The organism is uncultured Coprobacter sp. (assembly GCF_947855755.1).
Classification (GTDB): domain Bacteria; phylum Bacteroidota; class Bacteroidia; order Bacteroidales; family Coprobacteraceae; genus Coprobacter.
Map to the genome: position 1 here is coordinate 148,764 of NZ_CANUAR010000003.1, position 19,360 is coordinate 168,123.

24 protein-coding genes are annotated in these 19,360 nt (G+C 39.3%); 23 read left to right on the plus strand and 1 reads right to left on the minus strand.

Annotation, left to right across the window (positions count from 1 at the left end; all coding sequences use genetic code 11):
* Positions 1–30 precede the first annotated feature (30 nt).
* The 20 genes from Q0093_RS03270 to Q0093_RS03365 all read left to right on the plus strand — a co-directional run bounded on the left by Q0093_RS03270 (position 31) and on the right by Q0093_RS03365 (position 13,347).
* Entirely contained in the window at positions 31–2,781 is a 2,751-nt protein-coding gene (locus Q0093_RS03270; RefSeq protein WP_297928425.1) for an outer membrane beta-barrel protein, read from the plus strand.
* 93 nt (positions 2,782–2,874) lie between these two features.
* Positions 2,875–4,116 carry an anaerobic sulfatase-maturation protein gene (locus tag Q0093_RS03275; protein WP_297928426.1) on the plus strand — a complete coding sequence of 414 codons (1,242 nt, stop codon included), beginning with the start codon at positions 2,875–2,877 and terminating at the stop codon, positions 4,114–4,116.
* A gap of 4 nt (positions 4,117–4,120) precedes the next feature.
* Positions 4,121–4,687, plus strand: a complete 567-nt coding sequence (locus tag Q0093_RS03280) for a manganese efflux pump MntP family protein (RefSeq protein ID WP_294176637.1) — start codon at positions 4,121–4,123, stop codon at positions 4,685–4,687.
* Positions 4,688–4,731: 44 nt separating this feature from the next.
* A complete protein-coding gene (locus Q0093_RS03285) occupies positions 4,732–5,763 on the plus strand; it encodes an FAD:protein FMN transferase (RefSeq protein ID WP_297928427.1) in 1,032 nt (343 codons plus the stop codon).
* Positions 5,764–5,772: 9 nt separating this feature from the next.
* A complete protein-coding gene (locus Q0093_RS03290; RefSeq protein ID WP_297928428.1) occupies positions 5,773–6,105 on the plus strand; it encodes a GNAT family N-acetyltransferase in 333 nt (110 codons plus the stop codon).
* A 168-nt stretch (positions 6,106–6,273) separates the two neighbouring features.
* Entirely contained in the window at positions 6,274–7,245 is a 972-nt protein-coding gene (locus Q0093_RS03295; RefSeq protein ID WP_297928429.1) for an IS110 family transposase, read from the plus strand.
* 195 nt (positions 7,246–7,440) lie between these two features.
* Positions 7,441–7,683, plus strand: a complete 243-nt coding sequence (locus Q0093_RS03300) for a GNAT family N-acetyltransferase (protein WP_297928430.1) — start codon at positions 7,441–7,443, stop codon at positions 7,681–7,683.
* Positions 7,684–8,063: 380 nt separating this feature from the next.
* Entirely contained in the window at positions 8,064–8,372 is a 309-nt protein-coding gene (locus Q0093_RS03305) for a hypothetical protein (RefSeq protein ID WP_297928431.1), read from the plus strand.
* Complete coding sequence (locus Q0093_RS03310; RefSeq protein ID WP_297304112.1) at positions 8,369–8,731, plus strand: hypothetical protein; 363 nt, start codon at positions 8,369–8,371, stop codon at positions 8,729–8,731. The genes Q0093_RS03305 and Q0093_RS03310 overlap by 4 nt, the downstream gene beginning before the upstream one ends.
* 190 nt (positions 8,732–8,921) lie before the next feature.
* Complete coding sequence (locus Q0093_RS03315; protein ID WP_297928432.1) at positions 8,922–9,248, plus strand: hypothetical protein; 327 nt, start codon at positions 8,922–8,924, stop codon at positions 9,246–9,248.
* Complete coding sequence (locus Q0093_RS03320; protein ID WP_297928433.1) at positions 9,245–9,556, plus strand: hypothetical protein; 312 nt, start codon at positions 9,245–9,247, stop codon at positions 9,554–9,556. Before Q0093_RS03315 ends, Q0093_RS03320 begins: the two co-directional genes overlap by 4 nt.
* 76 nt (positions 9,557–9,632) lie before the next feature.
* A complete protein-coding gene (locus Q0093_RS03325; RefSeq protein ID WP_297928434.1) occupies positions 9,633–9,956 on the plus strand; it encodes a hypothetical protein in 324 nt (107 codons plus the stop codon).
* On the plus strand, positions 9,953–10,294 hold the full coding sequence (locus Q0093_RS03330) for a hypothetical protein (RefSeq protein WP_294176628.1): 342 nt from the start codon (positions 9,953–9,955) through the stop codon (positions 10,292–10,294). Before Q0093_RS03325 ends, Q0093_RS03330 begins: the two co-directional genes overlap by 4 nt.
* 10 nt (positions 10,295–10,304) lie before the next feature.
* Positions 10,305–10,616 carry a hypothetical protein gene (locus Q0093_RS03335; protein WP_297928435.1) on the plus strand — a complete coding sequence of 104 codons (312 nt, stop codon included), beginning with the start codon at positions 10,305–10,307 and terminating at the stop codon, positions 10,614–10,616.
* Positions 10,613–10,963, plus strand: a complete 351-nt coding sequence (locus Q0093_RS03340) for a hypothetical protein (protein WP_297928436.1) — start codon at positions 10,613–10,615, stop codon at positions 10,961–10,963. The genes Q0093_RS03335 and Q0093_RS03340 overlap by 4 nt, the downstream gene beginning before the upstream one ends.
* Before the next feature lie 81 nt (positions 10,964–11,044).
* Positions 11,045–11,353, plus strand: coding sequence for a hypothetical protein (locus Q0093_RS03345; protein WP_297928437.1), 309 nt, complete (start codon positions 11,045–11,047; stop codon positions 11,351–11,353).
* Positions 11,350–11,694 (plus strand): hypothetical protein, encoded by a 345-nt coding sequence (locus tag Q0093_RS03350; RefSeq protein WP_297928438.1) that lies wholly within the window; start codon positions 11,350–11,352, stop codon positions 11,692–11,694. Before Q0093_RS03345 ends, Q0093_RS03350 begins: the two co-directional genes overlap by 4 nt.
* A gap of 192 nt (positions 11,695–11,886) precedes the next feature.
* Complete coding sequence (locus tag Q0093_RS03355) at positions 11,887–12,198, plus strand: hypothetical protein (RefSeq protein WP_294176620.1); 312 nt, start codon at positions 11,887–11,889, stop codon at positions 12,196–12,198.
* Between the two features lie 11 nt (positions 12,199–12,209).
* Positions 12,210–12,548, plus strand: coding sequence for a hypothetical protein (locus Q0093_RS03360; protein WP_297304104.1), 339 nt, complete (start codon positions 12,210–12,212; stop codon positions 12,546–12,548).
* 61 nt (positions 12,549–12,609) lie between these two features.
* The gene (locus Q0093_RS03365; RefSeq protein ID WP_022390817.1) at positions 12,610–13,347 is read left to right on the plus strand and encodes an AAA family ATPase; all 738 of its coding nucleotides are present in this window, start codon (positions 12,610–12,612) and stop codon (positions 13,345–13,347) included.
* A 46-nt stretch (positions 13,348–13,393) separates the two neighbouring features.
* Here Q0093_RS03365 and Q0093_RS03370 read toward each other — a convergent pair whose 3' ends face one another.
* Positions 13,394–14,458: a DUF2027 domain-containing protein gene (locus tag Q0093_RS03370; RefSeq protein WP_297928439.1), complete on the minus strand. Its 1,065-nt coding sequence runs from the start codon at positions 14,456–14,458 to the stop codon at positions 13,394–13,396.
* Between the two features lie 54 nt (positions 14,459–14,512).
* Between Q0093_RS03370 and Q0093_RS03375 the strand changes: the two genes are divergently transcribed.
* From Q0093_RS03375 to Q0093_RS03385, 3 genes are all read left to right on the plus strand, one after another.
* Complete coding sequence (locus Q0093_RS03375; RefSeq protein WP_297928482.1) at positions 14,513–15,739, plus strand: S-adenosylmethionine:tRNA ribosyltransferase-isomerase; 1,227 nt, start codon at positions 14,513–14,515, stop codon at positions 15,737–15,739.
* Between the two features lie 64 nt (positions 15,740–15,803).
* The gene (locus tag Q0093_RS03380; RefSeq protein ID WP_297928440.1) at positions 15,804–17,777 is read left to right on the plus strand and encodes an OmpA family protein; all 1,974 of its coding nucleotides are present in this window, start codon (positions 15,804–15,806) and stop codon (positions 17,775–17,777) included.
* Positions 17,778–18,062: 285 nt separating this feature from the next.
* The gene (locus Q0093_RS03385) at positions 18,063–19,256 is read left to right on the plus strand and encodes a pyridoxal phosphate-dependent aminotransferase (protein ID WP_294176613.1); all 1,194 of its coding nucleotides are present in this window, start codon (positions 18,063–18,065) and stop codon (positions 19,254–19,256) included.
* Positions 19,257–19,360 lie beyond the last annotated feature (104 nt).

The window sequence follows — 19,360 nt, forward strand, 5'->3', positions numbered from 1 at the left end:
ATAATAACACACACATACACATAAATTTCCATGATACGAACACGCCATTATATAGAATATTGGATCATATTGTTTTTTTTGTTTATACCGTTTTCTGTATTTTCTAAAGATGCGGAGGTTAAAGGTATCTTATTCGATGCCTCATTGGAGATACCGGTCGAGATGGCGACCGTACGTCTCTCTCGTTTGCCGGACAGTACTTTTGTATCGGGTACGGCTTCGGATAAAGACGGACTATTTAAGCTGTCTGGACTTGTTACCGGGAAATATTTTATTCATGTTACGTATTTGGGGTATCAGCCTGTTTATAAAAATATCGAAATTAAAGCTCTTTCGGATAAGATCGATTTGGGACAATTAATAATGTCTTCGGCCGATACGCAATTAAAGGAGGCTGTCGTTGTAGGAAAACAACCGGGAGTGATGGTTAACAACGACACGTTGGAGTATTCGCCGACAGCATTTAGAACGACGAAAAATGCCGTTATCGAGGATTTGCTCAAAAAACTTCCGGGTGTAGAAATCGATGAGGAAGGGAAGATTCTGGTAAACGGACAGGAAATAACTCAAGTGATGGTGGACGGTAAAGAGTTTTTTGGTAATGATCCTAAGGTTGCGACGAAAAATCTGCCGGTCGATATGATCGAACGTTTACAAGTTGTAGAGAAAAAGTCGGATATGGAAGAGTTGACCGGAATCGATGATGGAAACAGGCAGTATATTATTAATTTGAAGGTAAAACGGGATAAGAAACGAGGGGTGTTCGGTACGGCTCTTGCCGGAGGCGGAACTCAAGAAAAGTATGAAGCGAATGCCTTGGTTAATAAGTTTTCGAAAGAGACGCAGTTGACCGTACTCGGCGGATCGAACAATACGAATAATATGGGCTTTTCGGATATGTTGAAAGGCATCCCTTCTCAAGTTGCTGCTCAAGCGTCTCAGGCAGCCCGTACTGGACGGGGAATTATGCGTACGCACATGGGTGGGGTCAATTATGCCGATCGTTATCTTGATGGAAAAATGAAACTGAACGGGAATATTTTTGTAGCGAATTTCAATCAAGATGAATCTCGTTCTCTTTACCGTGAGAATTTTCAAACGTCGGGATTTAATACCTTGTATCGGAATCAATGGAATAATAATAAATCTACGCAATTCCGTACAAATTGGAAATGGGAATATCAGATAGATAAGAAGAACCGTTTGTATTTTCGTCCTAATATCGTTTGGGGGGATGGTAACCGTAAAGAATGGGCTGATTATAAAACGTTAAAAGGAGATACGATGTTACTCGATAGTTCCTATGTAGATTATTGGGCGAAAGAGAAAAACTATTATTTGCAGGGAACTCTTTCGTACGGGCATAATTTTGATAAACGAGGAAGAAATTTCTCAGTCGAAGTTTCGGGAACGCGTTCAAATACGAATATTGATTCAGATAGCCGTACGGATAAGTGGAAATTTAAAAATGGTTCGGAGATGCAAAAGCCTGAGCCCACTTATCAACTCATGAATAGAGATATAAGCCGAAATGATTATCGTGTCCGTTTTTATTATACCGAACCTCTATCTCCTACGTGGCAGATAAATGTATCGTATCAGTTCCAGCGAAATAATTCGGAAGAAGATAGGCGTACAGAAAGCATGGATAGAGAAACGGGAGAGTTTGAATTATCTCCGAATCAGACCGACCGTTCCAAGAACATTTTTTACATTCATCGGATAGAAGCGGGAATTCGAAAATTTTGGAAAAAAATAAATCTAAGAATCGGTGCGACATTAGAACCTACCGATATGAGAAGTTCCAGTTTTAGAGCTGATACCTTGTTTTATACGATTGCAAACAAAAGTTTCAATATAGCGCCTTATGTAAATTTTGTCTGTCCGTTCAGTAAAGAGAGGATTTTGAGAGTCGATGTTTGGGGAAATAGCCAGCAACCATCTCCCTCTCAGTTGCAGCCTATTGTCGATGATGCCAATCCGAATAATTTGAGAGTAGGTAATCCCGATTTGAAACAATCCTTTACTACCCGTTTCAGGCTCAGGTATAATGATTATAATAAAGTTACACAGCGGACTATCGTTCTGAACATGGGTATGAATTTCAAACAGAATTCCATAACGAACCGTACCGAATATATAGAAGAAGGAGTACAGAAAACAATGCCGATCAATGTAAACGGTGTTTGTGACGGCTATTTTAATTTTATGTACAGTATGCCGTTAAACCCCTATTTCCGATTGAGCTCTTATACGACCGGAAATTATAGTAGGGGCATAAGTTTTTTATCGGATAAGGATTTGTTGGGAGAAAAAAGTATCAGTAATGAAATGCGGCTGCAAGAACGTTTACGTGTTACTTATACGAATGAGTGGTTGGAAGTAGGGATAAAAAGCCTTATACGATATAATACGGCAAAGTATTCGCTTCAGTCGAATATGAATGTCAATGCATTCGATATAAGCAATGGCGGAAATATCGAGATACGTTTTCCTCGAGATATTACATTATTGCTTGATTATGATTATAATTTTAAAACTGGATATACAGATGGATTTGATCGTCCGCAACATCTTTTGGGGGCACAATTCAATGTATCGGTGTTTAAGAAAAAACAAGGGACGATCAGCTTGAAAGGATTCGATCTATTGAATCAGAGAATATCCGTGTCCCGCATTGTCCGGTCTAATTATATCGAGGATATTGCTTATAGTACCCAGCCCCGTTATTTTATGTTGCAGTTTAGTTATCGGTTCAATTATTTTGCTCGTCAAAAATAGAATTTATAGAAGATCGGTGCTGTTTTGAATGCGGTTTTCGGTTAATATTATAACAAATTGCTATCTTTGACCCTCAAAGAAGAGGAATAGTACATGGGAAAAACAATTGCGTATAATCCTTTGGATTATCCGATATATGTTATGGCGAAACCGGTAGGGGCAATGTGTAATCTCGATTGCAGTTATTGTTACTATCTGGAAAAGGGAGAACTTTACCGGGGACAACGCTCTAATCGGATGACGGATGAAATGCTGGAAAAATTTACGGAGGAATATATCAATTGCCAGACTACACCGGAAGTATTGTTTACGTGGCATGGCGGTGAAACATTGTTGAGAGGCCTTGATTTTTTCCGGAAAGCTGTTGCTTTACAAAAACGTTATGCAGGAGGACGTCCTGTCGTCAACTCGATACAAACCAATGGAATTCTGCTCAATGATGAGTGGTGTCGTTTCTTTAAAGAGAATGATTTTCTTGTCGGTATTTCTATCGATGGACCCGAACATGTGCATGACCGTTATCGTAAAGATAAAGGAGGAAGAGGCACTTTTGTTCGGGTGATGAAAGGAGTCGAGCTGTTGCAGAAGCACCAAGTCGAATTTAATACTTTGTCGGTCGTCAACGATTATAATGCTCATTATGCGTTGGAAACATATCGTTTTTTTAAAGAAATAGGAAGCCGCTATATGCAGTTTTCTCCTATTGTAGAGCGTTGGGGAGATCGTCCCGATGGGCTGGAATTGCTTCCTCCGGGCGAATTTCCGGATACGGAAATGCCCCCTTGGTGTGTCGATCCGTTGGATTACGGCCAGTTTTATTGTGATATTTTCGATGAATGGGTTTGCAATGATGTGGGACGTTATTTTGTACAAATGTTCGATGCTACGTTGGCGGGCGTCGTAGGAGCAGCTCCGGGAGTTTGCATTTACGGGAAGACTTGCGGACATGCGGCAGCTATGGAGTATAACGGCGACGTGTATGCTTGCGATCATTTTGTCTTTCCTGAATATAAGCGAGGAAATATAAAGACGGATACTTTGGTAAGTATGATGTTATCTCCTGAGCAAATGGCATTTGGCAATGCCAAGCAGAGTTCTTTGCCTCGGCAGTGCCGAGAATGCCGTTTTTTGAGTTTATGCAATGGCGAATGTCCTAAAAATAGAATCTTGAAAACTGCAACGGGAGAACCGGGATTGAACTATCTTTGCACCGGGTTACAGAAATATTATGCACATGTGATGCCTTACATGGATTATATGGCGGAGGAGTTAAAAAATCAGCGGCCTCCTGCAAATGTGATGCAATATGCCCGGGAACATTTAAACAAGAAATGATCGGATGAGTATTTTTGAATTACTAATATTGGCAATCGGGCTTTCGATGGACAGTTTTGCCGTATCGGTGACTTCAGGGGTGGTGTTAAAGCCTTTTCGAATGTCTTCGGTATTAAAAATAGCTTCTTTCTTAGCTATATTTCAGGGAGCTATGCCTTTGATCGGCTGGTGTATCGGGAGAGAATTTCAGAAATATATACAAGATTATGATCATTGGGTCGCTTTCGGAGTGTTGCTCATACTCGGTATAAATATGATTCGTGAGGGGCGTTCTAAAGACGAAGAGACACCCTGTTGTTTCAATCCTGCAAAGACAAAGACTTTACTCGGTTTGTCGGTTGCGACAAGTATCGATGCATTGGCAGTCGGGGTATCATTTGCATTTTTGAGCATGAATATGTTTGCGCCTACAGCTATTATTATCGGAGTTACTTTTGCTTGCTCTATGATAGCCCTTTATTTGGGCAGATACTGTGGGAAACGGTTGAAACATGGAGCGGAAATGCTGGGCGGAGTTATTTTGATTTTGATCGGAACTAAAATATTAATAGAACATTTATTTTTTCAGTAAAAGTATCTTTTTGCCGGGTTTCTGCCGGATAAATAATTTATCAGATGAAAAATAAGAGAGGATTGGTTGCATGCATACTGTTTCTTGTCGTTTTTGCCATAGTGACAATATATCGGGAAACAAAACAGACGAAAGAAACTGTTTATCAGCAGAACGAAGGAATTATCTTCAATACGATTTATCACATAACTTATCAGTATGATTCGGATTTGCAAGCGGAAATAGAAGATGAGTTGCATCTTTTTGATGCGACACTCTCTCCGTTTAATGAAACATCGGCTATAACTCGGGTAAATGAGAACGATTCTACCGTAGTTCTGAATGAATGGTTTGTCAATGTCTTTCGTCGTTCTCAGGAAATCTGGACGCAGACGGACGGAGCTTTCGATCCTACGGTATCGCCTTTGATCAATGCTTGGGGATTCGGATTTAAGCAAGGGTATTCGTTATCGTCACACGATATAGACAGCTTGCTTCAATTTGTCGGGATGGATAAGATCTCTTTAGATAATGGGAAGGTGATAAAACAAGATCGGCGTATGTCTCTTAATTTTTCGGCAATAGCCAAGGGATATGCCGTTGATGTTGTTGCTGAACTTTTAGAGTCGAAAGGTATTGAGAATTTCTTGGTGGAAATCGGTGGCGAGTTGGTCGGTAAAGGGCGTAATCCCAAAGGCGAGTGCTGGCAGGTGGGAATCAATAAGCCTGAAGAAGATAGTGAAAGTGTAATGGGTGAAATAGAAGAAATTGTGGCAATTTGCGATGGGGCAATGGCAACTTCGGGTAATTATCGTAATTTCAGATATGAAAACGGTAAAAAGGTAGCTCATACGATAGATCCGGTCAGCGGATATCCTGTTCAGCATTCTTTACTCAGCGCTACGGTGATTGCACCCGATTGCATGACTGCCGATGCTTATGCTACGGCTTTCATGGTTATGGGGATTGATAAAAGTCTGCAATTAGCAGAAAAGTTGCAATTGAATGCTTATTTTATTTATGCAGTCGATTCTGTAAATACGCAAGTTACAATGACTTCGGGTATGAAAGATCTTATTGTTCGGGATACTCATTGATATTTTCTCATGGCCAGATTTGAAACAAATCGGTTGGTTGTCAGGGATGTGGTAGAAGGAGATTTGGATATTATGTTCTCTATCTATACACAGGAGAAGAATATGAGGTATATTTCTGACGGTAGATATGATTGGACGATATTCGAGCTTAGGGATAAATATTCCCGGATAAATAAAAGCTATTCTTATGGATACGGTATTTTTATAGTTGAGCTTAAGGATTCGGGAGTGGTTATCGGTGAGGCTGGATTGTTTTCTTTCGATCGGGAAAATAGAATTTTTGAATTAGGGTATATTTTAGAGCCTGTCGTACATTTGCACTCTTGTTATAAATATAAATAACTTTGAATAGACATGGATCAAGACCGAAGAGCCAGAGGTTCAAGAAGCCGTTTTAGACGTTCCGTCCCCATGTCTTTACATCTGAAATCTGGATAGTTCGTTGGGAGTTTTGATCCCGAGTTAGCGACGATAGGTTACAGGATGTATTCAACACAAAAAAAAGACGTTATGACTTACATTGGAATCGACATCGGCAAGAGCTGTTTTGTAGCCGCTTATCCGACCGTATCGGGATATCGAACCCGTACTTACCCCAACACCGTAAAAGGGATCAGGAGTTTTATCGGATCGCTTTGTGTATCCGAGCATCATTGTGTGATGGAAGCCACCGGAAACTACGGTTTTCTTCTCCTATACTTGCTTGACCGGCAGGGAATAGCCGCCAGTATGGTGAACCCTAAACAAATCAAGCACTTCTCTCGTATGATGATGACCGTCACAAAGACCGACACCAAAGACGCCTGCCTGATCGCCATGTATGGGGAGAAGATGAATCCTCCCGCTTACAAGATGCCTTCCGAAACCCTCATGCTCCTGAAACAGAAGAAGACGATCATTAGGCAGTTGAAGAAACAGCTCACGGCAAGCAGGAATCTGAAATGCTCTCTTGTAGTACTCCCTTTTCAAGACAGGAATGGGATGAAAGCTCTGGACAAGACCATTTCTTTTTTGGCCGCTCAAATAAAGGCTTTGGAATCCGAGCTTGCAGATCTGGCTTCGTCCGAGTTTGACAGACAGCTCAGACTCCTCACATCCATCAAAGGGATCGGGATCTCCTTGGCTACGGCCCTGATAGTGGCAACCGGCGCTTTCGCCTGTTTTGACAATGCCAAGCAGGTTTCCCGTTTCATTGGGATATGTCCCACCTACCAGCAATCAGGAACGTCCGTGTACGTCAAAGGGGGGATAAACCGCAATGGTGACGCGAACTTACGATCTTTGCTTTATGTGGCCTCGTGGTCGGCATTGCGTGGAAACTCCGCATGTAAAGAGTGCTACGAAAGATTGAAGGCAAACGGAAAACCCTCTAAGGTGGCTCTCATAGCCGTTGCCAACAAGCTCGTCAGACAGGCTTTCGCTGTAATAAAATCCGATACTCCTTATGTGGACGGATTTATATCTTCCCATCAACTAAAATGAGGTTGAGTGAAAGTTTTGTCCTCTTTTTAATTGTATATTTATATAGTTCGTCTAAATTTTGCTCGGGTCAGTTTTGAGAATTTCTTTCGAGGATGTTTTTCTGTTTTTATGAGGAGGATAGCGGGCTATCTGACGAGTAAAAACGGGAAAAAAGACCGGAAGAAAACACAAAAATGACCTGATAATATTTTCTAATTGGAAAATTTAGACAGGCTCTTAGACTCTGTTTATTGGGGAAAAGGGTATGGAACGGAAATATGCCGAGGATTGATAAATTATGCATTTGCTTCATTAAAAGCGAAATGTGTACTTGCCCGCATGTATGCTTCCAATAAGGCCTCTGTTCGTTTATGTGAAAAATGCGGCATGCAGAAATGGAATTCGGGAATTGCCGAAAACGGTAAAGAATTTTATGAATATAGTTGTTATAAAATTTGAATAATCATTTGAAAATCTTTTCTTTTTATCAGTTTTATTTGTAATCTTCTGTATTTTATTGATTGCGTTGGATAATGCAATATCTTTAAGGTTTTATTGTTAAATAAAAATAAAACAAAATAGCCATTTTAGTATCTATGTATTCTTTTTATAAATTTATAGATCTTATCACTCGGTGGTTATCGGCATTTTAAAAATCTGTCTAAATTTTGCATAAGGTCTTTTTTAGAGATGTTTTCAAGGATGTTGGGGATTACGTGACGTACAAGAATGAGAAAACAGTTCGAGAGGAGATTCTAAAAAAAGTTTAAGGACATAATTTTATCGGAAAAATTTAAATAGGTTCTAAGATTATCAAATGTTTTGCAAAGTATATAAATATGTTAGGATTCAGGATTGCAATTAATGGTGAGGAAGAGATTTCTGTAATTTCTGATAATTTGGTGCATGTAATGATGAATATAGGACATGGATATGACATTATGTGTATAGATGGAATAGATTCGAAGTCGTATTACCTTCGATGGCATAAGCGAAAACTTAAATTGGGAGATAAAATAAAAATACGAGTAACGAAGGTCGATGAGGAGATATATCCTTTATTAGAACGCTATCCGATTGATAGGGCGGAATTAATAGAGAGATATTATACTCTTAAAAAAGAATTGGAAGGAAAGAGTGAGAGATGATAGGATTTATTGTTGAATATTTAGGCCGAAATTTTAAAGTCGGTTCTTCTGAATCTGATGCTACGTTGAACGTGACGTTGGTAAGAAATGAGTTTATTCTTGAAGGGAGTAGTGGACAGCCTTACATAAGTTCGTTTCAATTGCAGAGAGACGGGATTGAACTTGATGTCGAAGTGGCTGAATTTGATGAGGCTTCTATCCCGATTACCGCTGATAATTATAAAGATACTTGTCAGATCGATCCTCTGTATATCGAAATGATAGATAAACAGAAAGCTGATGTTGATTGGAATTTGAAGTGCAAACTTGAGGAATTTAGAAAATTAGAGGAGATTCTAAAAGAAGAGAATCTGATATGACTTTAGATAGTTCGATACTTTATAATTTCGTGATAATGGATTATGGAGTTATTATGATTCTGACCTAAAAGAAGATAATACTATCACGATTTTTTTTAATGTGACTTGTATATCGACTCCTTACGCTAAGCATAAATAAGCCGTTTGTAATATTATAGAGTGGTGAATAAACAGGCAAAATAGAATGAAAATGAAAAGTTTTGAAGTTAATTATCGTGGAGTGACCACAACAATTTCTGCTAAAAATGAAGAGTCGATAGTTATTCTTATTAATGATAGTAAAGAACAGGCTTTTATTTATGCGGGAAGTACAGATCGTGGTAAGAAAAGCAGGAAGGTTTGGTTCTCAAATGAACCGATAAAACCGGATGATGTAATCGATATTAAGGTAATTGAGTCAGATGGTATGACGGAATCTACGATTATGACCGATATAGCAAATATTAAATCTCCGATTTCAAAGTTGGAGAGTTTCTATAAGTTGGAGGCGTTATTAAAGAAAAGGGGATTGCTATGAACGGCTTTATATTAAAATTGAATGGTGAGGTATTTGCTGGGGCAATGGACGGATGTTCCACTATAACTATTACGGGAAAGAATGATATCTTTAGATTAGAGTTTGGCGGTATGGATAAACTGGCACATTCTTGTGTATGGTGTACGAAAACTCTTGAAGCCGGAGATCGACTTTCAATAAAATATACGGATATAGATGAGTCGGAAATTTCTGCATTTGCAGAGTTTATCGATGTTGTCGATGAGTTTAAGCTGTTGGAATCATATCATCGGATGAAACAAGAACTTATGGATGAAGGGTTGATATAAAATTTTGTGAGAAAGGATTGCATGTATTCGGTGCTTGAAAATTTTCTGAATATTGTTACTTGTTGATTATTAGTATATGAAAGGTCTAAAAATTAGCTATAAAGGAAAAAATACGATTGCCGCTGTCAAAGATGGTGATTTGTTAGTTGTCGATATGCATGATGTTCGGGGAGAGTCATTTTTTTATGCGGGTAGTGTCGATTATGATGAACAGCTCGGTCGGGTTTGGTATCCGATAGTTCCCATAGAGTTGGGCGATATCTTTGAATTTGAAGTTGTTGAAACCGACCAAATGACAGAGCCGGTAGAGACGAAAAAGAAAGATGTAGAACGGCCTATTTCGAAATTAGAACAATTTTATCAGTTAGAGTCGTTAATAAAAGAACGGGGATTATTATGAAAGGTTTTACGTTGAAATGGAATGACAAAACAATATCGGGGGCTGTAAGAAATGCTTGTTCGGGAATAATTATTTCGAATAAAAATGATATAGACGTGTTGAGATTGCATTTCGGAGGTATGGACGAACAAGGTCTTTTCCCGGAATGGTGCAGTGAGGATCTTAAACCCGGAGATAAATTTTCGATAACGTATGAGGATATAGATGAGTCTGATGTTTCCATGCCTGTCTTTATCCGGGATGTGAATGATAAGGAGCAGGAAAATCAATTATTGTTGGCTTCGTATAATAGATTGAAGAAAAAACTTATCGAAGAGGGATTGATTCCTTTAAAATAACCAAATAAGTATGAAGGGTTTTACTATTTATATTAATGATAAAAAAGTGAATATCGCAATAAAGCATGGTGTTTCTATGATTATTGTAGATCAAACCTGTGATAAATTTTGTATAACAGTCTCGGGATTGGACACTGAAAGGCAAGAGCATCAATGGTGGGTTAGACAAGATCTGACAATCGGTGATAAAATCAAAATAGTCGCCACAGAAATGGAAGAAAGTGATTTGCCCGTAAAGCGCACAATTGTTGACCGCCAAAATCTGTATAGAAGATATAGTGAGCTGAAAGAACGTTTAACAAAAAAAGGTCTGTTAAAATGAAAGGTCTTAAAATCTTTTTTAATGGAGAAGAGATCGATGTCTCGTCTGATTTTGGAGTTAGTCTGATGGTATGCACTAAGAGTGAGAAGGAACAGAGTGCGGCCAGTTTGGTGGGTGTGGATAGGGAAAAGAATTCTTATACTTGGCTTAATTCCTTGATGAATACCGGTGATGTCATTGATATAGAGATAGCTGAACTTAATCGATCTTCAATGCCGATATCGGTTGAGAAGTTTTTTCCTGAAAGAGAAAAATCGAATCAGGAAAAAAGCGATGAGATGTGGGCTAAAGATTTGGCGGATTATTATGCGCTTGAAAAATTGCTCAAAGAAGAAGGTTTTTTGTAGTATTAAGTTATTCATGCTATGATAGATTTATCCTTTTCGTTGAAAAGGATGGGTATATGTCCGAGACTTAAGTGAGATAATATGAAAGGATTTGAAATAAATATCAATGGAGAAGATTCGGTCTTTGTTTCTTCAGACTCGATTGTTTCAGTAGAATTATACATCGATAATATCGATAAAGAAATTGTCGCAAGTGGAAAGGATACTATGCAGCAGAGGTTTATTTGGGTTAGAAAAAAACTCGATTTTGGAGATAAGATAAAAATCAAGGTTGCCGAGATAGAAGAAGTAACTCCTCCCGTTAAAAGTTATCCGGTAGATAGAACTGGGTTATTAAAATTATATTTGCAGTTAAAGAAAGAACTTGAAGAAAAAGGTCTCATAAAATGAAAGGATTTGTTATTACCCATTTAGGGAAAAGATGTAAAATTGGCTCTGATGACTCTTTTGCTACTATAATCTGCTCTTTGGTAATTCAGCGGAATGAGTTTATTCTGGAAGGAGGAAATATGTCAGGATCAAGAATCGGGTCATGGCAAAGAATACGAGAGGGGTTGGACGTTGAAATTGAAGTTGCCGAGTTTGATGATGTATCGGAAGATTGCTATACTTTGATCGATCCGGAATATAATAATATAATTGAGGAAAAAGATGAATTGTTGGAGTGGAATTGGAAACTTGAGAAATTCCGTGAGATAGAAAAGATTCTTAAGGAGGAAAATTTATTATAACAGTTTGTCTTATACAAAAGACGCTGTTATTATATGATTGTTCTGTCTGTTTCATTGGGAGATGCTTTTCCAAGTACGGAGGTTGCCGTGATATATAGTTCTGCTATGTTTGCAAGATGATGCAAGTGAGAGCAAAGATATTTGTTTATTGGGAGGAACATAGTATTGTCCAAAACCTATTTAATTGAAATTATGAAAGGATTTGAAATAATAAAAAATAACGAAGAGCCTATCTATGCGGGTGTCGAATATGGTAGTGTTAGCGTTTCGGTAGATATGACTCTCAACAGCAATAAGGCTTATTTACTCGTTAGGGGTAATGATGCCGAGAGTGTAACAAAATGGATAGCTCAAGATATGAAAAAGGGTGATCGGATTAAAGTGCGATTTACCGATATAGAGGCGGTTTCTCAAATAATCTCCAAAGAATTAAAGAATCGGGAAGAGTTGGAAGGACGCTATTTAGAGTTAAAAAGAGAACTTGAAGAAAAAGGAATTATATAATTGTAAATCGTATGTTGGGATTTATTGTCAAGCATTTAGGACGTACCTATAAGATAGGGTCATTAAGAGAACAAGTATCTGTTATCGCACTGATTAATACGCATTATTTTTGTATTGAGGGAGGATGTTCCGACCCGTTTATCTGTTCTTTTCAGAAACTTAGAGAGGGGTTGGAATTTGAGATCGAGGTTGCCGAGTTTGATGATCCGTCAGACCCTATATCGGAAAAGAATCAGATTATCGAAATTGATCCTGAATATAGACAAATGGCATCCGATCCTGATTTCGGACTGGATTATAAACTGGAAATGTTTCGGAGATTAGAATCCATTTTAAAAAAAGATCATTAATACGAGTCGCTCGTTATCGATATTTCTTGGTCGAGCGTGACAAAAACGAAATTATTCTATTATGATTTATATCAAGCGTATAATAAATCGTAAACCGATAGAAGAAAGATGCGAATATCCCTATAATATTCCGTCTATATTACACATGGATGAGTTTGAGTTCCGGGAAAGCGTTACGTTTATTACCGGAGAAAACGGGGCAGGAAAATCTACTTTTATCGAAGCCCTTGCCATTTGTGCCGGATTCAATCCGGAAGGAGGTAGTCCTAATCTGAATTATCACACTTATGATTCTCATTCGAGCCTGTTCAATGATCTTAAATTGGTGAGATCGGCTTACCGGAATAAAGACGGCTATTTTCTCAGAGCCGAGAGTTTTTATAATGTATCCAGTGAATTGGATCGTATTTCGGGCCGTGCATTTCAAATGATAAATTATGGCGGTATGCTTCATGAGTATTCGCATGGTGAGAGTTTTCTGGCCCTTGTTCAGAATCGACTGTCGGGGAACGGCTTGTTTATATTCGATGAACCGGAATCGGCTTTGTCTATCTCCAGCCAGTTCCGACTGCTGATTCGGATGAAAGAACTGGTGGACAACAAGTCTCAGTTTATCATCGCTACTCATTCCCCTATATTGTTGTCTTATCCCGGAGCTGATATTTACCGCATAACGAATAACGGATTCGAATCGGTGACTTATGAAGAGACTGACCAGTTTAAGTTGACAAAGTACTTTATAAATAATTATCCCAAGATGCTTGACGAATTGGGAGTATCGGAGGATAACAATATATAGAGCGATAGAATTAAAGTCTATCGCTCTATGTATAATGGTTTATATTTTAACGTATTGTAACTTGGGTTGCCCCATATCCGTATTCACGGAAAGATGCGTCTTGATAATAGAAAGTCTTATATTTTGTTCTTAATTCGGTTATCAATGCATTGCGTAATACGCCATCGCCTTTGCCGTGTATAAATATGATTTTTCTGCCTTTCTCGTTTTTGTGTTCATTCAGAATTTCCCTTACTTTTTGCAGTTGATATTGAAGTATATCGGAGTTACTCATTCCTGCAGTGGTATCGAGAAGTTCGTTAATGTGGAGGTCTATTTCTAAAGGTTCGTTTATCGGACGGTGTTTCTTTTTGATTGCCTGCCGTTCCGGTTTTTCCGAATCTTTTTTTTGTTTTATGGCAGTTTCGATCTCAACGGGATCTATGATGAATGATCGTTCAGGAATATCATTGCGTACGATCGGGAAGATTAAGGCATCTTCATCGAAGTAATCATTTTCCCGGAAGCTATGCAGTTTATAAAATTTGACCGTGTCGATGCGATGTTCTACCGATATAGGATTTTTCTGTTTGAATGCTTTTTCTTTTTTATAAGCTATTGCCTGAATGCAGATACGTTCCAGGTCGTTCAATATCTCTTTTCCGAATGTTTCCAGGTGTAGCTTTATGTTGGGTTCGACAGATCCGTGGTATCTTACGAGCCAACCTGCGTCCGTTTTGCAGGAATAGGTAAAATCGAGAAAATAATTGCTGTCGTTTATTAAATAGGCATCGAAACAAGTGGTTTGCAGATTCTTCCGCTCTTCCGGTACGAATGCTAATAAAATGTTTAGACGTTCTCCTTCCGGCGTTTCGAGTAGAGGCAGTTCATCTTCTGCTTCTTCTTCCTCTTCTTGAATAATATTCCGGGATATTTGAGGCGAATCAGTCCGTTTTTCAGGAACAGGATCGCTGTATTTTTTCCCGGCTTCTATCACTACGCATTCCCGTAACAGTACGGGAGTTTCAAACCCGTCTTCCTCTTCGACCAAAGCAATATCTTTATTTATTTTTTTTACGATTCCTCCGCCCACAGAGTTCAGGAAGCGTACTCTATCACCTACTTTAACCATATCTTTATCTGTTTATCTCACAAAGTTGCTTATTTTTGTAGATATATTCAATAGATTATGCAAAAAACACGAGATATACGTATCGAAGAATTCAATTATCCGCTGCCGGATGAGCGCATTGCAAAATTCCCTTTATCGCAAAGAGACCGTTCTAAATTGCTGTTATATCGTTCTGGTTCGGTTTCCGAGTCCGAGTTTTTTCATTTACCCGATCTGTTGCCGGAAAATAGCCTGTTGGTGTTCAATAACACGAAAGTGATACAGGCACGGCTTCATTTCAGGAAAGAGACAGGTGCGTTGATCGAAATATTCTGCCTTGAACCTCTTTCTCCGAATGATTATTTGTTGTCGTTCCAGTCCGACAGGGAATGTGTTTGGGCATGTATGGTCGGAAATTTAAAAAAGTGGAAAAGTGGAACATTATCCCGGACGGTTATTATAGAGGGTAAATCCGTGACTTTAAATGCTGATCGGCTGAATGCGTACGGAAATAGTTTTGAGATTCGTTTTTCATGGGATAATCCGCAAATCTCTTTTGCTGCTTTGCTCGATGCTATCGGGGAACTCCCTATTCCCCCTTATTTGAATCGGGAAACGGAAGAGAGCGATAAGGAGACTTATCAGACAGTATATTCAAAAATAGAGGGATCTGTTGCTGCTCCTACGGCCGGACTTCATTTTACGGAAGATGTATTGGCTGCTCTGAAAGAGAAAAGCATTCCGTGTCTGGAATTGACGTTGCATGTCGGGGCGGGGACATTCAAGCCGGTGAAGAGCGAAACGATCGAAGGTCACGAAATGCACACCGAGTTTATTTCGGTCGAACGTTCATTGATTGCTTCTCTTGCCGAAACCGACCGTCGGATTATTGCCGTAGGAACAACTTCGGTGCGTACATTGGAAAGTCTTTATTATATCGGTCGGACGTTAGAGTACAATCCCGATGCTGTTCCGGAAGAGTTGAAAGTCGGACAATGGCAGCCTTACGACGATACGGTGGCGGAGATCGATTATCGGAAAGCGTTGCGGAATATTGTAGATTATTTAGACCGAAAAGGTCTGTCGAAACTCGTAACAGCTACGCAAATTATAATTGCTCCGGGATATACGTTTAAGATTGTCAGAGGAATGATTACTAATTTTCACCAGCCGCAAAGCACTTTATTATTATTGGTCTCGGCTTTTGTAGACGGAAGGTGGCGGGAGATATACGATTATGCTTTGTCTCACGATTTCCGTTTTTTAAGTTATGGAGACAGTTCTCTGTTATTGCCTGATTAAATTGGAGCGGATGTACAATAATTTGCGGAATATGCCGTATAAACTATAAAATAATTTGCATTTGATGTTGAAGCGGATATACGTGCCTTTATCTCTTTTTTTATTAGCGTGGTTGTTTACGGGATGCAACAGTGCAAAACTGAGCACGGCCGACGGACAATTTCGCCGGGGAGAATATTTCGCCGCCGCAGCGACATATCGTAAAGTATATAATAAGACCTCTCCTCGTAAAGAACGGGCGCTTAGGGGCAAGATAGCATTCCGTATGGCAACTTGTTATCGCATGTTGAATTCCGCTCCTCGTTGTGCCGGGGCGTATCAAAATGCGATCAGATACCATTATCCGGATAGTACGGCTTATTTATATTTGGGTAGAGCGCTTCAAATGCAGGGCAAATATAAAGATGCGATAAAGAATTATGACCTTTATTTGGAAAAGAAGCCGGATGATCCTTTGGCATTAAACGGGAAAAAAGGATGTGAATTGGCTGTGGAGTTAAAGGCTAAGCCGACACGTTATGTTGTAAAGCGGGCTAATCTGTTTAATTCCAGAAGAAGCGAATGTAGTCCGATGTTTTTGGGAAGTGATTATGATCAATTATATTTTTCTTCTACGAACGACAAGGCTTCAGGAAATAACAAGAGCGATATTACAGGAGTGAAGAATAATGATATTTTCTTTTCAAAAAAGGATGAAAAAGGGGCATGGATGCGTCCCGAATTGGTAGAAGGGGAGGTGAATACCGAGCTGGACGAGGGAATTATCAGTTTCAGTCCCGATGGCAGTACAATGTATTTGACAAAAGCAAGAAGAGAGCCCAATTCGGATACATCTGTCGAGATATTTACTTCGTCGCGTTCCGGGGCTAAATGGAGTGCTGCGCAAAAATACGAGATTACCGGGGATACGTTGTCTGTTTTTGCACATCCGGCAGTGTCGCCTGATGGAGAGTATCTGTATTTTACCTCAGATATGCCTGGAGGATACGGAGGAAAGGATCTTTGGCGTATCGCTCTGAATGATGAAAAAGGAGGAGTGGAAAATCTGGGGAGTCAGATAAATACTCCGGGAGATGAGGTTTTTCCGTATATTCGTGAAAACGGAGATCTGTATTTTTCATCAGACGGGCATCCGGGAATGGGGGGGCTTGATCTGTTTAAGGCAAAAATGAATGAGTATGGGGTTTGGCAGATTGAAAATTTGGGATATCCGATCAATTCTCCTTCTGATGATTTCGGTATTACGTTCGGACTGGGTGAATCCGGATTTTTCAGTTCTAACCGTAATGATGCCCGAGGATATGACCATATTTATAGTTTTGAATTGCCTACGATCAATGTGTGGGTGACCGGAGTCGTTATCGACCGTGACGAAGAACCTGTTCCGGATGCGATTATCCGTATTGTCGGTAAAGATGGTTCTAATCAAAAAGCTATAGCCCGTAAGGACGGAACTTATAAATTTCCTTTAAGTTTAGGTACGGATTATGTAATGATGGCCGGATGCCGGGGATTCTTGAATGCCAAAAATGAAATGCGTACTAGTGATGAAGAAAAAAATATCACCTATTCGGTCGACTTTATTCTTGCATCTATAACGAAACCGGTATTGATCGAAAATATATTTTATGATTTTGATAAGGCTACATTGCGTCCCGAGTCGGCGACAGCGTTGGATGAGTTGATAAAAATGCTCGAAGACAATCCGAATGTGACGATCGAGTTGGGTGCACATACCGATATGAAAGGAACGGATGCTTATAATTTGAATTTGTCGGAGCGTCGGGCAAAATCTGTCGTAGATTATTTGATAGCCGGAGGGATTGCGGCAGATCGTCTTACTCCGAAAGGTTACGGTGAAAGTCAGCCTAAAACGATAACCAAAAAAATGGCACAGAAGTATCCGATGTTTAAAGAAGGAGATGTGCTTACCGAAGAATATATTCTCGCATTACCTGAAGATCAGCAGGAAATCGCCAATCAGATAAACCGTCGCACCGAATTTCGTGTGTTGAAAATAAATTACGGTTTGTATTGATTTCTCGAAATTTCCGAAAAAGCATTTTCAAGGAATTTATACTGTCTTTAGAATATTCTTAAAAATAAAAAAGGGGCTTTCTCGCAGATCCTGGATTATCTTAAAAGTTTTTACTTTCCTTAATTTTGTGACATATTGTTCTGTTATTGCGTGTATTTCCCATATTTTTGTTATTGTATATCGAAATATTTAGGTATATTGTTTGCTATCATTTAAGATTGTCTTATATTTGCAAGCGTAAAATAGTTAAAATGCAGAAAGTAATAATTTAAACAAATATCACCCATGAATCAGATTTCAGAACGTTTGGCAAGCCTCTCTCCTTCAGAGACGTTGGCCATGTCGCAGAAAAGTAATGAATTGAAAGCTCAAGGAATAGACATCATCAATTTAAGTGTAGGAGAACCTGATTTCAATACCCCCGATCACATTAAAGCCGCAGCGAAAAAAGCGATTGATGATAATTTTTCGTTCTATTCTCCGGTTCCCGGATATATGGATCTGCGTAAAGCTATATGTGCGAAACTGAAAAATGAAAATGCGCTGGAGTTCACTCCCGACCAGATTGTTGTGTCGAACGGTGCAAAACAATCTATTTGTAACGCGATATTGAGTCTTATCGATCCGGAAGACGAAGTGATTATTCCTGCTCCGTATTGGGTGAGCTATGTAGAAATGGTGAAGCTTGCCGAAGGTAAAAGCGTGATTATTACGGCAGGTATCGATCAGGATTTCAAAATTACACCTGCTCAGCTCGAAGCTGCGATTACGCCTAAAACCAAAGCGTTAATTTTATGTTCGCCGTCTAACCCGACAGGAAGTGTTTATTCGAAAGAAGAATTAAAAGCTTTAGCGGATGTATTGGCTAAATATCCCCGAGTGATTGTATTGGCTGATGAAATTTATGAACACATTAATTATATAGGAGGGCATCAGAGTATTGCCCAGTTTGAAAATATCCGTGATCGTGTAGCTATCATAAACGGAGTATCGAAAGCTTATGCAATGACCGGGTGGCGTATCGGTTTTATTGCTGCGCCTCTTTGGTTGGCAAAAGCATGTAATAAATTGCAGAGTCAATACACTTCCGGTCCGAGTTCTATTGCTCAAAAGGCTTCTGTCGCAGCTTTTGCGGGCGATCAATCGTGTGTCGGAGAGATGCGCAAGGCATTTGAACGTCGTCGTAATTTGGTTGTCGATCTGGCAAAACAGATTCCCGGATTTAAAGTAAACGTTCCTCAGGGTGCTTTTTACCTTTTTCCTGAAGTAAGTTACTATTTTGGAAAGTCTTTCGGAGACCGTAAAATAGAAAATGCTGCGGACCTGGCAATGTTCTTGTTAGAAGAAGGTCATGTCGCAACAGTCGGTGGTGCTGCATTCGGAACTCCCGAGTGTTTGCGTTTTTCGTATGCGACTTCTGACGAAAACTTGGTTGAAGCTCTACGGCGTATAAAAGAAGCGCTGGCAAAATTGAAATAATCGGTTATATCTGTAAAAATATGAAAGGGTTGTCTGTTTGCAGGCAACCTTTTTTTTGAGTTTCTATTTACACTTTGTTCTCAATTCTCATGGATTTTCGTAAT